The following is a 13510-nucleotide window of genomic DNA, read 5'->3' as shown; positions in this document are numbered from 1 at the left end:
CCCGGCCGTCCCCAGGTTCACACCGCCCGCGACTGCACCTGTGGCCCGGCCTCGGCGCGGTGGTGACCGGTTCCGGCCACACGCCCGGCGTTCGGGGCGGCGGTGGGCGAAGGGTTCTGCGGGGCGACCGGGGTCTGGGGTCCCGAGGGGGCAGCGGAAGCCGCGGGGGCCTGAGGCCCTGAAGGGGCTGCCGTGATGCCAGAGGTCGCGGGGGCAACGGGGGCCTGTGCGGCGGGTTCGGCCTCGGGAAGGGCCCCGGCGGCCAGGGTCCGCACCAGGTTCCGTACCCCCGCGGTGTCGTTGTCGTGCAGGAGGGTCTCCAGCAGGGACAGCGCCGCCTTCTGGTCCCCCGGGGTCTCGCGCACGTGCCGCCACTGGGGTTCGGTCGCCGCGTCGGAGAGCATGAGCGTGCGCCCGACCTGGCCCAGCGCCGACAGCAGCGGGGTGTCGTGCGGCAGGCTCGCCAGGGCGACGTTGACCTGCTCGGCCTGGTGCTCGGGGTCGACCCGGTCGGAGGGCAGGGAACGCAGGTGGGCGAGGATGCTGTCGGCCGGGGCCTCGGGGCGCACCGGCGGCATCGCGGTGATCATCGACCGCGCCTCGGCCAGGTCCCCGCGGATCTCCGACGACTCCCCCAGGTGCGCGATGAGCTCCTCGGCCCGCTGCGCCGAGCAGGTGCCCACCCACTGCGAGCCCCGGACGGCGGCCAGCCGGGCCGCGGCCAGGGCCAGTTCCGCCCCGCGCGCGGGCGCGCCCACCCGCTCGAAGTACCGAGACCACGTGGTGACCCGCACCCCCAGGCGCCAGTCGTTGCGCACCGCGCCCAGGCTCACGAGGTTCTCCGCCGCCTCCACCCAGGCCGGGCGCAGGCTCGGGACCGACTCGGCCTCCTCGACCGTTGGCAGGGTCTCGATGGCCTCACGCGCCGAGCAGGCACCCAACCGCGCCAGCCAGGACAGCAACCGCGCCCGCTCGAACCGCACCCTGCGGCGCAGGGCGGGGTCGCGGGGCCCGCCGCTGCGGGTCGCGAGCTCGCCGGCCAGGCGGTCGAGCTCGGCCAGGGCCTCCCGGTGGCGGTCCTGGTGGCGCAGCGCGCGGGCGAGGGCGAAGACCCCTCCGGTCCCCAGGACCCCGGGTCCGGTTGCGGTGTGTTCGTACCGGCGCAGCTCCGCCTCGGCGCGGTCGGGTGCGCCCTCGTCGACGAGCAGGTCGACCCTGGCGAGCGTGAAGCCCGGCCAGGCGGGGGTGCGTTCCCATCCCGCGAGGCGCCGGCTGGAGAGCAGTTCGCGCCGCAGCGCGGTGGTGCCCCGGGCATCGATGTTGGCGTGGCAGCGCACGGCGTTGGCCAGCGCCGAGACCGGGAGGGTCCCGCGCTCGTGCGGCCCCGGTTCGTCGGCGGCCGCGGCCTCTGCCTGCTTCAGGGCGCGCTGTCCTTCGGCGAGCGCACCGACGCGCACGGCCATGGGCCAGTGCGCCAGGTAGAAGAGCATGGGCGGCCCGAAGAGCCCGGGCACCTCCGGTTCTCCGGTTCCCGCCTCGGTCACCAGGCGCCGGGCCACCCGCAGCGCGGAGCGCGCCGTGGCCTCCACACGCACCGAGTCGCCGGCCTCGCTCATGACGGGAAGCTGTGCCACCGCCTCGGCGAGTTCCTCCTGACCGGCCTCGCGCAATGTGCGTGCGGTCTCCCCCGTCCATGTCCACATCGGCATGTCATCTCCCCCTGTATGTGCCGCGTGAGCACTGAAGGTAGCAGCGCAATCACAGACACGTCATGAGAATGCACAAACCAGTGCCCGGTAGCGCTTCGGGCACCCCCTGAAGAAGGGGACGGGCCGATACACTCGGGGCACCCGGGTCCCTCCCCGCCGGGCGGTGTCCCCGGGTCGCTTCGACCTCGACCGGGTGTGAGGAGACAGGACCTCCGATGGGATGGCGAGACCGTTTCGGGCTCCGCAAGGCCAACCGCAACAGCAAGGCCCGGTTCGACCGGGACTCCGAGGACTCCGACATGAAGGCCCTCAAGGAGTTCGCCGAGTCCCGGGTGGGGGTGGAGTTCTTCGTGGAACCGGAGACCTTCGCGACCCAGACCACGGCCGTGGCCGTGGCCACCGACGGTGAATGGACCCGCCGCCGTTGCGGCTCACCCGAGGCGATCCGCAAGCTCGCCAAGAAGCTCGCGCTGCCCGCCTACGACGTGCAGATCGTCGGATACCCGCAGCGCATGCGCGACTGGAGCGCCCGCAACAAGGGGGACCGCACCCTCTGAGGGCAGGGTGTTCCTGGCCACCCCGACACGCCGCCGGCCGGCACGGAAGGGCTGCTCCCCCTGCCATTTGGGGCATTGATGACGAGTCCTTGCCGTGACTTCCTCTCCGAACGGGTTCCCATAGGCGCTCCGTTCGTCGCATACTCAGCTCGGAGGGGGGACTCTGATGAAGCAGGATCTCACGGCCCTGTGCTGCGAGTGCGGCGCGATTCGCGAGGTGAGCGACTACCAGAGTGTCGGCGAAGCGCAGTCGGCCTACGGGCTGGCGCGCTGTGTCGTCTGGCGCAAGTGCCGCACCTGCGGATACCGCACCTACCACGCCTATCTCCGCGAGGACGAGGAACGCGACGAACTGGAGGACGCCCTCCAACTGGACGGCGCGCTCGCCGCGGAGGCCCTCGACGAGGAGGTGGAGCAGCTCCGCCTCTGCGGGGTCGAGATCGGGCACGCGCCCGTCCCCGCCATCTGGGACGGCCAGTCCGTGGGCATGGTGACCCAGCGCCTGACCGACCACACGTACTCGATCGTGCTCGACCCGGAGTCCTCGGTGGTCTCGCGGCTCAAGCTCATCGACATGATGTGGAACGAGCTGCTCGTGGGTGAGAACGAGGACCGCTGGTTCATCCAGGAACCGGAGGACGACTCCCCCGGGTACGCCGTGCGCCTCTTCGGTTACCGCAGCCGCGGCTGATCCCCCGCCCCGCATCTTCTGGGCCACTCGAACGGGCGCCCGGGCACGCGCGGGGACCGACGGACACCGTTCCGCCGGTCCCCGCGCGTTCGTGTGTACGGAGGCCTCCGGGCCCGGCCGACGGGGTCAACCCGCCGCGGCGGCCGCGGGTTCGGCGGAGGAGGCGGCCAGGCGGCGCAGCGCGGACCGGGCGACCTCGGGGTCGCTGGTTCCCCAGTACGGCGGGAGCGAGGCCCGCAGGAAACCCCCGTACCGCGCCTTGGCCAGGCGCGGGTCCAGGACGGCGATGACGCCGCGATCCTCGGTGGAGCGCAGCAGGCGTCCGGTGCCCTGGGCCAGCAGGAGTGCGGCGTGGGTGGCGGCCACGGACAGGAACCCGTTGCCCCCGTGCGCGCTGACCGAGCGCTGGCGGGCCGAGGAGAGAGGATCGTCGGGCCGCGGGAAGGGGATGCGGTCCACGATCACCAGGGACAGGGACGGCCCGGGCACGTCGACGCCCTGCCACAGCGACAGGGTTCCGAACAGGCAGGAGCGCCCCTCCTCGGCGAACCGGCTCACGAGCCGTCCGGTGGAGTCCTCGCCCTGGCACAGGATCGGGTGGTCGAGGCGTTCGCGCAGTTCCTCACTGGCCTGTTGGGCGCCGCGCATCGAGGAGAACAGGCACAGGGCGCGCCCGTCTGCGGCCTGGATGAGCTCGGCGATCTCGTCGAGGTAGGCGGGGTCGGGGCCCTCGCGTCCGGGCGTGGGCAGGTGGGTGGCCACGTAGAGGATGCCGCGGCGGGAGTGCTCGAACGGGGACCCGACGTCGAGGGCGCGCCAGCGGGGTTCGCCCTCGGCGCGGTGGGGCCCGTCCTCGTCCTTCCCCACGCCCTCGGCCCCGGTCTCCGGCACGGGTGACAGGCCGCGGGATTCGCGGTCGGCGGCCTCCGCTGTGACCTCCCGCCCCAGGCCCCACTGGCCGGCCAGGGCTCGGAAGTCGCCGCCGAGGGTGAGGGTGGCGGAGGTGAGCACGACGGTCCGGTCGCCGAAGAGCTTGTCGCGCAGCAGCCCGCCGATGGTGAGCGGCGCGACGTTGAGGGAGGGCGGGCGCGAGGGCGCCTTGGTGAGCCAGACGACCTCGGTGCGGTCGCGCAGGGGCTTGTCGTAGCTCTCCAGGACGGAGACGGCGGCGTCGTGGACCTCGTTGAGCGCGGCCAGGGCCATGCGGCGGTCGCCGGCGGTGTCGGGGTCCATGTCCCCGGGTGCCGGGCCGATCGCGGTCACACACGCGGAGGCGGCGTCGCGGGTGGCGGCCACGGCCCCGGCGAGGCCGTCGTCGATCTGGTCCAGGCGCCCGTCGGGGACCTCGGTGAACATCATGGCCAGGCCCTCGGCGCACTCGGTGAGGCGTTCGCTGATGCCGGCCTCGACCAGGCGCGATGCGCGTTTGGCTGCGGCGCTGACGGTGCGTTCGGTGAGGGTCTCGGTGGCCACGGAGGTGGCGCGGTCGACCAGCTCGTGGGCCTCGTCGATGATGATCGTGTCGTGCTCGGGCAGGAGGTGGAAACCCTGCTGCATGTCGATGGAGAGCATGGCGTGGTTGGTGACCGCGACGTCGACGCCGCCGACGGCCTCGCGGGCGAACTCGGCGAAGCACTCCTGGCCGAAGGGGCAGACCCGGGCGCCCATGCACTCGTTGCCGCCGACGGAGACCTGGCGCCAGGCGAGGTCGCTCACGCCGGGTTCGAGCTCGTCGCGGTCGCCGGTGGTGGTCTCCTCGGCCCATTCGTGCAGGCGTGCGACCTGGCGGCCCAGGGAGGAGAGCTGGCGGGGGTCGAAGAGCTCGGTGTCCTCGGCCTCCTCGTCGGCGTTCTGGAGCCGGTTGCGGCACAGGTAGTTGCGGCGCCCCTTGAGCACGGCGAACGTGGGCTCCCGGTCGAGCATGGGCGCCAGGGCGCGGGCCAGGCGCGGGAGGTCGCGCTCGATGAGCTGGTTCTGCAGCGCGATGGTCGCGGTGGAGACCACGACGGTGGTGTCGGTGGCCATGGCGTGCCGGATGGCGGGCACGAGGTAGGCCAGGGACTTGCCGGTTCCGGTGCCGGCCTGCACCACGAGGTGTTCGCGCTTGTCGACGGCCTCGGAGGCGGCCAGGGCCATGGTCGCCTGGCCCTCGCGGTGGGTGCCGCCCAGGGCGTCGACGGCCGCTTCGAGCATGGAGGGAACGTCCGGGAGATCTGCCACGCGTCGACATTACCGTTCCGCGGTGACAGGAACGGGCGTTGTCCACAGGCCCGACCGGGGTGTGCGGGCAGGGCGGACGGCCGGGCCCGTCGGCGGGGTCCGGCCGTGTGCGCCGGGTCGCGCGTGCCGCTGCGCCCGGCGTCGGGTGCTGGTCAGCCCCGCTCTGTGACCAGCTTCTCCAGGGCGTCCAGGGACTGGGACAGGCCGGTCTCCATCCCGGAGGCGACCATGCCGTCGCGGTCCTCCACGCTCTGGAACACCGAGACGGAGGTGTAGAGCGTGCGGCCGTCCTGCTCCTCCAGGGTGTAGGTGTCCATGGCCACGTGCCCCGGCATGCCCTCGAACTCGAAGGTCTGCACGATGCGCTCGGGGGCGACGGCGTCGTGGAAGACACCGCGGAAGGCGTACTCGGCCCCGTCCGGGCCCTTCTCGACGTAGCGCCAGCGTCCGCCGGGGCGGGCGTCGGAGACCTCGACGCGGGTGTCGGTCTCGTCCAGCCCCCACCACCGGGCGATGGATTCGGCGTCGGTCATGGCCGCGTAGACCGCCTCGCGTGGTGCGTCGAACGTACGGGTGATGACGATGTCCTGGCGTCCGGGTTCGGCGACGATCTTCAGGTCACTCATGGCTCTGTTCTCCTTCGGTGCCGTTCTGGATCCTGAGCAGTTCCTCGTCCAGGCGGGTGAAGCGGTCCTCCCACTGCTCGTGGTAGCGGCCGAGCCAGTCGGAGACCTCGTCCAGCGGGGCGGTCTCGATCCGGCAGGGGCGCCACTGTGCGGCGCGCCCTCGGGTGACGAGCCCGGCGCGTTCCAGGACCTTGAGGTGCTTGGAGACCGCCTGGAGGCTCATGGCGAACGGCTCCGCCAGTTCGTTGACGGTGGCCTCACCCCGGGACAGCCGGGCGAGGATCGCGCGGCGGGTCGGGTCCGCCAGTGCGGCGAAGGTGAGGCTGAGCGGATCGGTCGCCATCAGCGAGTTCAACCTTTCAGTTGTTCAACTCTTAGGTTGATCACACACCCGTGAGGGGTCCCGCGTCAAGGGGTGGGGACAAGCCCGGGTGATCTTTTCCGGGCGGGGCCGGGTCGAGGGCGGGTGGGGCGCGCCGCCGGGCCCCGGGTCAGGCGTCCTCGTCGTCCTGCACCTCGGCGGGGTCGGTCATGGAGGCCTCGACCCCGGCCCCGTCCAGGTCGCGCAGTTCGGCGGCGAGCAGGGAGCGGGCGGCATCGCTGAGCCCGGAGACCCGTTCCAGCTCCACGGTCACCGACGTGACGCGGGCGTCGTCCACGGCCTCCTCCAGGCGGGAGACGACCTGCTCGGCGGCGAGGAAGTCGATGTCGCCGCGCAAGTGCACGTCGAGGGTCCCGCCCGCGCGCGTGACGCTGTGCACCGGCGAGGGCGGCTCCGACGGGATGCGCAGCATGTGCAGGTCGTAGTCCTCCGACAGGCGTTCCAGGGCCGCCACGCCGCGCACGCTGTTGCCCGCACCGTCCAGCGGCGGGCTGAACACCCCGACACCGAAGGAACCGGGCGCCGCCGCGAGGATGCCGCCGCTCACCCCGCTCTTGGCCGGGATGCCCACCCGCAGGGCCCACTCCCCCGCGCGGTCGTACATGCCGCAGCTCGACATGACCGACAGGGTGTGCCGAGCCGTGCGCCGCGACACCACGCGTTCACCGGTCACCGGGTTGACGCCGCCCGAGGCCAGGGTGGCCGCCATGACCGCCAGATCGAGCACTGTCACGCTGAGCGCGCACTGGCGGAAGTAGTCCTGGACCGCTTCTTCGACCGATCCCTCCAGGACACCCCCGGCCAGGCTGAGGTACCCCAGCGCCCGGTTCCGGTGCCCGGTCTCGGCCTCGGACAGGTAGACGTCCTCGTCGAGGGACAGGCTGCGGCCGGCGAAGGACGACAGCGCGGTGCGGATGCGTTCGAAGCGCCCGTCCGGGCCCGCGCCGTGCACGAGCGAGGTCGTCACGATCGCGCCCGCGTTGATCATCGGGTTCTCGGGGCGGCCCAGCTCGTCGAGGCTGATCGCGTTGAAGGGTTCACCGCTGGGTTCTGCGCCCACGTGCTGGTGCACGTCGTCGAGGCCGCGTTCCTCGATCGCCATCGCGTAGACGAAGGGCTTGGACATCGACTGCACGGTGAAGGCCGCCGCGTCGTCCCCGGCGGAGTAGCAGCGCCCGTGCGCGCTCACGGCGGCGATCCCGAACGCGTCGGGGTCGGCGCCGGCGAGCTCGGGGATGAAGTCGGCGACGCGGCCCTCGTGCCTGGGTGCGACCTCGTCGCGGATCCGCTCGAGCACCGTGACGACCGGGCTCTGCTCATCCGTGGCCCGGGGTTCGCGGCCGTTCGAGGCGTGACCGAGGAGGCCGCGGTCGGGTCGACCGCCTGCGGTGTGGTCGCTCGCGCCGTGGTCCATCGGTCCAGTGTAGGAACGCGTGGGGCTCAGGAGCGCTGCCGGGGCAGGTGGCGCGCGAGGAGCACGGAGACGTCGTCCGCGGAGTGGATGGATTTCCGGCCGAGGCGGAGCGCGACATCGGAGGCGAGCATGGGGTCGGCCTGGACCCTCTCGCGGAAGGCGACGGCCTGCCACAGAGGCGTGAGGTGACGGTGGAGGTAGGCCTTCGAGTACAGGGGTGAGAAGTACATCCACGGGCTGTTCACCAGCAACTCACTGGCCAGGAGCCACACGGACTTCTGCTCCGCCCGGCTCTTCGTCCTGGGCAGGAGCACGGACCGGAACCAGGAACGACCCGATCTCCACTTCTGGCCCTGGACCGCGAGGAGCACGCCCACCGAAACGCTCAACACCATCTCCCACCACCAAGGGGGATCTGCGGTCGCCGCTTGGGTCCAGAGAGGCACGAGCACGGCCCAGAGCGCGACGGAGCGCCACAGCACCGGGACCTGATCCCGGACCATCCCGCGGATCGCCCCTACCTCAGCGGATCCCGCTCCGGTGCCGTCCGCGCAGGCCTGTGTGAGGAGCTCGGCGTAGAGGGACCTACGCGGGATCCGTGCCTTGAACAGAGCCAGGCGCACGCGCACCCCCCGGGTTCCTCCGCGAACGGTGGCAGGTTCGCGGGCCAGCCACCGCGCCACCTGGTCCGAGCGCAGGGCCGCGGAGAGCAGAAGCGTGCAGGCGAAATCGGGCCCCTCGGTTGCCCGGGCCCGCCTCACCGTGCGATCGAAGAACCACCGATCCCGGCAGGCCTCCAGGTGCAGGCGCATCCCGGGCAGGGCCAACCTCAGATGGTCCTCGACCAGCGCGCCGGTCGACTCATCACCCCAGTAGAGGGCGTTGAAGCTGCGCGGGTTCGCGCGGAAGACCTCCCTGAGCCCCTCCAGTTCCGCCGGCCCGCCGGCAGCGAAGAAGGCGTCGCTCACCCGGGCCAGGACCAGGAGGCGCCGGCGCAGGCCTTCGTCCGCGTAGATCGCGTCGACGTCGGTGGCCAGGGCCGCGGCCTCGGCGCTCACGTAGCGCTCCGCCGTGTCCCTCCCGAGCGCCCCGGCACCCTCGGCGCTGACACCGAGCAGGGCGGGGTCCTGGTCCCCCGCCGTCTCCAGGTACGCCAACAGCGCGGACGCCTCGTCCGTCCGCCCCTCCTCCACGAGGAGCTCGACCACCGCGGGTACGACCTCGCCGAGGTGCGCGGCGCCTTCCCCTCCGTGTGCTTCGACCGCGCTCCGATGGGCGCCGATCAGCGCAGTGACACCCCCGGCCCGGTGCACGCTGTTACGGACGAGGAACCAGCGGGCCATCACGTCCGCCATCCCCGGTTCCCCCTCGCAGCCGGCCTCCGCGGCCCAGGTGTAGAGCCGCGGGAGGGTGGAGGTCCCGTCGCCGTCCTCGACACGCCGCAGGGGCGTTTCGCAGGAGAGGAGGGAGCGGAGCCGTTGGTCCAGGACGACCCACTCGAAGGCGTCCGTGTAACCGTCCTCGCAGAGGCGCTCGTACAGACGGTTCAGCGGTTCCAACGACGCCTCCCCCACAGCTTCCACCGGAGCCTTCCCATCCCGGCCCTGGCGCGGATCTGCTCCGCACGGGCCCGATGCTTCTCGGTCGCCCCGTCCTCGGTCATCCGTTCGAGCACGGCCTCGGCCCGGGAACCGAGACCTTTGGCCACGAGTGCCTCGGCGAAATCCAGATACGCGGGCGGTCGGTAGACGAAGCTCTCGTGGTCCTCTCCCTGTACGAAGACCGCCTCGGCCTCTTCGACCTGCCCGTCGTCCACCAGCGCGACGGCCAGCCGGGCGTGCCCCGCACCGCCCGCCTCGATCGTCTCGGCCACGAGCCTGCGTTTGTCCCCTCCGAGCACGTAGACGGCCATCAGCGTGGAGACGGACATCTCCCCCTCCGACCTGGCGAACGAGGCCAGCGGCCACGTGAGGTCCTCCTCCACGCTGCCGACCTCCGTGTTGGCGTACAGGTACTCGGCCAGCTCGGCGGCGGCGGAACTGGAACCCAGGTAGACCCGGTGGCGCAGGAGTTCCACGAGCTCGCCGTGTCGTTCGCGCTCCTTGTAGAACGTGGCGAGGAGCTTCAACGCCCGCTGGTCACCTGTGTGCACGTAGAGCAGCAGGAGCTCCTCCGCACGCTGCTCGAACCCGGCCCGGAGCATGGTCAGGACGACGGCCGTCGGATAGCGGTGCTCGGTGTCCGCAGCCTCGGTGATGACCGGCATCCAGTCCTCCCGGTCCAGAGAGTCCAGGGCCTCGTCGAGGGCCTCCACCCGGTTCTCACGGCCGGCCGCCACCTCGGCGGCGAGCAGGGACACGAGCTCGCGATGGTTGCCCTGCTCGCGGTGGAGCGCGATGCGGGTCTCGGGGTCCGTCGCGGTCTCCACGGGGGCGTCGGTCGCACCGGTGTCCTTCGAACCGTCCATGTCGTCGAGGGACCCCACAACGACCTCGGGTGCGTCGGAAAGATCGGCCCCGGGGGTACCCCTGTCCGCCCACTCGATGACCCGGTCCATGGCGCGGATCACGGTCCGCGCCACCGCGAGTCTCACATGCATCTCCGAGTACAGGTCCGCGGCGGCATGTGTACGCGCGTACCAGTGGTCCCGGGATTGCTGGATCTCATCGTCGGTGATCATGCCCTGCTTCGCCATGGCCCAGAGGATCCCGGCGTCGGCGGCCCTCCGCGACCAGAGGGAGGCCATCGCCATGTTCTCCGTGTCCTCGAAGTGCCGGACCAGAGCGTAGAAGGCCCAGGCCTCCTCCTTCTCCGCCCCCTTCTCGGAGAATTCGACCGCCTCGGCGACCAGGCCCACCCGGAACAGGAGTTCGGCCCTGGCATGCATGGTCAGGAGCTCGAGCCGCCGATCGTCCAGCTCACGAGCGGCGTCGGCGAGCCAGTCGTAGGTGTACAGGGAGAGGTCGAGGTTTCCCCGGTCGGCAGCGTTCACCGCCAGGTGGAAGAAGGCCGCGATCAAGCCGCGATCGGCGACCTTCATCAGTTGCTCGTCTGCTTCATCGAGTCGGCCGAGCCCCCGAAGGGCCTTGGCGATGCGTAGCTCGAGGACACCGTCGGGTTCCTCCACCTGCCGCAGGTGTTCCAGGGCCTCCTCGAACCGCCCCGAACGCTGAAGGAAGGTTCCCAGGACCGGACGCGAGCGTTCGTCACCGGCCTCGACCGCCCGGCGGACGAGACCGACGGCCTCCGGGGTGTCGTCGTTCCACTTCAGGTCGCTGCACGCACCTCTGAGGCCGTGCCACTCGTCCTCCGCCCCGCGGCCGTGGGCCTTCTCGAGCAGGACGGCACCACGCAACCCGAGAGCCGCGGCGTCCCCCGGCCTCTCGGCGAGGCGGCGGTCGGCCGCGCGCAGCGCGCAGCCACGGTCGCTCTCCTGTGCCGCGCGTCCCAGGGACACCAGTTCCGGTCCCTCGGTGGCCTCGACGAGCTCCTCCAGGACCGGCGTCGCGACCGGTTCCTCGTTCTCCTGGGCGCGGTCGACGAGGTAGTCGAAGGCGTAGTAGGCGCCGGGGACCTGGTCGGACTCCATCAGGCAGCCGCTCGCCCCGTCGTAGGGCCGGGCGGCATCGTTCAACGCCTCGTCGAAGGTCTGTCGGCCTGCCCCGGAGCCCTCCGAGGTGTCGACGTAGTGCTCGTGCAGCCGGCGGAGGAGTTCCTTCGGCAGCGGGGTGTGCCGGCCGGCGCGGCGGGCGTCGACGGCGGCCTCGACCACGGCCCCGGCGCGGTGTGTGTCCGCGTTCCCCGACAGCCGCTCCCACTTGAGGTACGCCGCCGGCCCCTGCGCCAGGTACTCGGTGAGCCCGTGGCGGCTCTGGGCGGCGGCCTCCCGGATCCGGGGATCGTCGGGCACGTCCTCGCTGTAGCCGTCGTTGCCGCGGGGGACCTGGACCTCGTGGCCGGCGAACCTGCGCAGGAAGGTCTCCTGACTCTGCCCCGAGCGGTCGTCGCCGGAGCCCGAGCCCGGGTGGACCCGCATCGTGGCGACCACGGCGTTGCCGTGGCCCTCCGGGAGCAGGCCCGCGATGTCCTCGGGGCGCAGGCCCTGGGCGACGTGGTCCTCGACGCCGTCCAGCCAGAAGACCGCCTTCCTCGGCAGGGCACCGGTGGCGACGAGACCCCGCACGCCCGCCTCGCCGGGGAGGGGGCGGTAGAGCATGCGGTCCGGGTAGAGCTCCCGCACGACCTGGTAGGCCAACCGGCTCTTCCCCGTGGCCGACCCGCCGGTCACCACGACGAGCCCGTGCGCCTTCAGACGGTCGCGGACCTTCTTCTCGAGTTCGGGGCGCTGCACGTAGTCGGGCAGCTGGTCGCTGTGCACGTCGTCGGGGTCACGGAACCGGGCCGGGTGCACGCCCAAGAGGCCGGGCACGTCGCGAGCGGTGTCCCGGACCCGGACGGCCCCGCCCTTGACGAGGTGCTGCGTGAAACGGCCTGGGTCGGTGCGGTCCTGGAAGCGCTCGACGGGTTTCTTGAGCAGGAGCCCGACCACGGCCGTGGCGGCGGTGGCAGCGGCCGTCACCCAGAGGGGAACGCTGAGTTCCTCGACAAGGAGGCCGGCCACGGCGGACAGGGCGGTGGCGATCAGGAGCAGGACGACGAAGGGTCGGTTCACTCACGGTCCTTCGGGACAGGGGGCGAAGGGAGTGTATCGGGACGCTCCGGAACGGCACACGCCCGCGTCCGGAACCGGCCTACCCGGGATCAGGGCGGGGCGTTGCCACAGTGGTGGGAGACCGCACGACCGGCAGAAGGAAGAGCACATGTCGCACAGGTTCGAGGTCGGCGACCACGTGGAGTGGAACTCCGAGGCCGGCCGGGTGTCGGGGACGATCACCGAGGTGCACACGGCCGACTTCGACTACAAGGGGCACACAAGGCGGGCGTCGCCGGAGGAGCCGCAGTACAAGATCAAGAGCGACCGGACCGACCACGTCGCGGCGCACAAGGGGTCCGCGCTGCGCCTGGTCGACGGAGAGCAGTGAGCGGGACGGAGATCGGAACTGCGAGTGGGGCGGCTCGCGGGCGCTTCTTCACGGTCGGGCACTCGAACCGGACCCTCGCTGAGTTCACCGGCCTGCTGCAGGAGCACGGGATCACGCTGGTCGTGGACGTGCGGAGACTGCCCGGTTCGGCGCGGTATCCGCAGTTCGACGAGGACACACTCGCGGGGGCTCTCGCGGACCTGGGGACCACCCTGCGGCGGGCGGAGGAGTTGACCGGGCGCAGACCCGTGAGCAAGGACGTTCCGTTCGAAGTGAACGGGTGGTGGCGGAACCGGAGCTTCCACAACTACGCGGACCACGCGCTCTCGGAGGGGTTCGGGCGCGCGCTGGAGCTGCTGCGCGAGTGGGGGCACGAACGCCCGACCGCCGTCATGTGCGCCGAGGCGGTGTGGTGGCGGTGCCACCGGCGGATCATCGCCGACCACCTGATCGCGCGGGGTGAGGACGTGTTCCACGTACTGGGCCCGGGCCGCGGCGAGCCCGCGAGGTTGAGCGCCGGCGCCGTCGTCGGGGGTGACGGGGGCGGGGAGGGCGGCGGGTTCCGCAAGGTCGTCACCTATCCGGAGAGACGTGGCGCGTGATGCGGGGGTGGGCCGACCAGGTTCCGGGGCCGGGGGCGCACAAGCCCGGTATCTCCCACTGAAGTGCACGTGTTCTGTGGCCGAGGTACAGGCGTTCCCGCTCCGCCACGCACACTCGCCGGCGCCCGCGTACGAGGCGGAGCGGATCTTGGGCGGACGCTCGCGTACGACGCGGAGCGGGTCTTGGGTGAACGCTCGCGCAAAAGGCGGAGCAGGTCTTGGGCGGACGCCCGCGCAAACGGAGCAGGTCCTGGGCGCGCCGCCGGC

11 protein-coding genes are annotated in these 13510 nt (G+C 72.0%); 4 read left to right on the top strand and 7 right to left on the bottom strand.

Annotation, left to right across the window (positions count from 1 at the left end; all coding sequences use genetic code 11):
- Positions 1-17 precede the first annotated feature (17 nt).
- A complete protein-coding gene (locus IDM40_RS07500) occupies positions 18-1709 on the bottom strand; it encodes a hypothetical protein (protein WP_193121187.1) in 1692 nt (563 codons plus the stop codon).
- A gap of 215 nt (positions 1710-1924) precedes the next feature.
- Between IDM40_RS07500 and IDM40_RS07495 the strand changes: the two genes are divergently transcribed.
- Positions 1925-2266: a hypothetical protein gene (locus IDM40_RS07495; protein WP_193121186.1), complete on the top strand. Its 342-nt coding sequence runs from the start codon at positions 1925-1927 to the stop codon at positions 2264-2266.
- A gap of 166 nt (positions 2267-2432) precedes the next feature.
- Positions 2433-2957, top strand: coding sequence for a DUF6315 family protein (locus IDM40_RS07490; RefSeq protein ID WP_193121185.1), 525 nt, complete (start codon positions 2433-2435; stop codon positions 2955-2957).
- Between the two features lie 126 nt (positions 2958-3083).
- Here IDM40_RS07490 and IDM40_RS07485 read toward each other — a convergent pair whose 3' ends face one another.
- From IDM40_RS07485 to IDM40_RS07460, 6 genes are all read right to left on the bottom strand, one after another.
- A complete protein-coding gene (locus IDM40_RS07485) occupies positions 3084-5177 on the bottom strand; it encodes an ATP-dependent DNA helicase (RefSeq protein WP_193121184.1) in 2094 nt (697 codons plus the stop codon).
- A gap of 152 nt (positions 5178-5329) precedes the next feature.
- Entirely contained in the window at positions 5330-5803 is a 474-nt protein-coding gene (locus IDM40_RS07480) for an SRPBCC family protein (protein ID WP_193121183.1), read from the bottom strand.
- Positions 5796-6146, bottom strand: coding sequence for an ArsR/SmtB family transcription factor (locus tag IDM40_RS07475; protein ID WP_193121182.1), 351 nt, complete (start codon positions 6144-6146; stop codon positions 5796-5798). The genes IDM40_RS07480 and IDM40_RS07475 overlap by 8 nt, the downstream gene beginning before the upstream one ends.
- A gap of 148 nt (positions 6147-6294) precedes the next feature.
- The gene (gene glsA / locus IDM40_RS07470; RefSeq protein ID WP_193121181.1) at positions 6295-7599 is read right to left on the bottom strand and encodes a glutaminase A; all 1305 of its coding nucleotides are present in this window, start codon (positions 7597-7599) and stop codon (positions 6295-6297) included.
- A gap of 26 nt (positions 7600-7625) precedes the next feature.
- A complete protein-coding gene (locus IDM40_RS07465; protein ID WP_193121180.1) occupies positions 7626-9158 on the bottom strand; it encodes a hypothetical protein in 1533 nt (510 codons plus the stop codon).
- Positions 9146-12271, bottom strand: coding sequence for a tetratricopeptide repeat protein (locus IDM40_RS07460; protein ID WP_193121179.1), 3126 nt, complete (start codon positions 12269-12271; stop codon positions 9146-9148). The genes IDM40_RS07465 and IDM40_RS07460 overlap by 13 nt, the downstream gene beginning before the upstream one ends.
- A gap of 148 nt (positions 12272-12419) precedes the next feature.
- Between IDM40_RS07460 and IDM40_RS07455 the strand changes: the two genes are divergently transcribed.
- Both IDM40_RS07455 and IDM40_RS07450 read left to right on the top strand, forming a co-directional pair.
- The gene (locus tag IDM40_RS07455) at positions 12420-12641 is read left to right on the top strand and encodes a hypervirulence associated TUDOR domain-containing protein (RefSeq protein WP_193121178.1); all 222 of its coding nucleotides are present in this window, start codon (positions 12420-12422) and stop codon (positions 12639-12641) included.
- Positions 12638-13243, top strand: a complete 606-nt coding sequence (locus IDM40_RS07450; protein ID WP_193121177.1) for a DUF488 domain-containing protein — start codon at positions 12638-12640, stop codon at positions 13241-13243. The genes IDM40_RS07455 and IDM40_RS07450 overlap by 4 nt, the downstream gene beginning before the upstream one ends.
- Positions 13244-13510: the final 267 nt, after the last annotated feature.

It is taken from the genome of Nocardiopsis coralli (genome assembly GCF_014892575.1).
Classification (GTDB): Bacteria; Actinomycetota; Actinomycetes; order Streptosporangiales; family Streptosporangiaceae; genus Nocardiopsis; species Nocardiopsis coralli.
This window is presented reverse-complemented; position numbering and strand designations above follow the sequence as displayed.

Coding starts and splice junctions, on each gene's coding strand:
- IDM40_RS07480 (WP_193121183.1), bottom strand. CDS start 5,803: ATGAGTGACCTGAAGATCGTCGCCGAACCCGGACGCCAGGACATCGTC.
- IDM40_RS07500 (WP_193121187.1), bottom strand. CDS start 1,709: ATGCCGATGTGGACATGGACGGGGGAGACCGCACGCACATTGCGCGAG.
- IDM40_RS07490 (WP_193121185.1), top strand. CDS start 2,433: ATGAAGCAGGATCTCACGGCCCTGTGCTGCGAGTGCGGCGCGATTCGC.
- glsA (WP_193121181.1), bottom strand. CDS start 7,599: ATGGACCACGGCGCGAGCGACCACACCGCAGGCGGTCGACCCGACCGC.
- IDM40_RS07495 (WP_193121186.1), top strand. CDS start 1,925: ATGGGATGGCGAGACCGTTTCGGGCTCCGCAAGGCCAACCGCAACAGC.
- IDM40_RS07455 (WP_193121178.1), top strand. CDS start 12,420: ATGTCGCACAGGTTCGAGGTCGGCGACCACGTGGAGTGGAACTCCGAG.
- IDM40_RS07475 (WP_193121182.1), bottom strand. CDS start 6,146: ATGGCGACCGATCCGCTCAGCCTCACCTTCGCCGCACTGGCGGACCCG.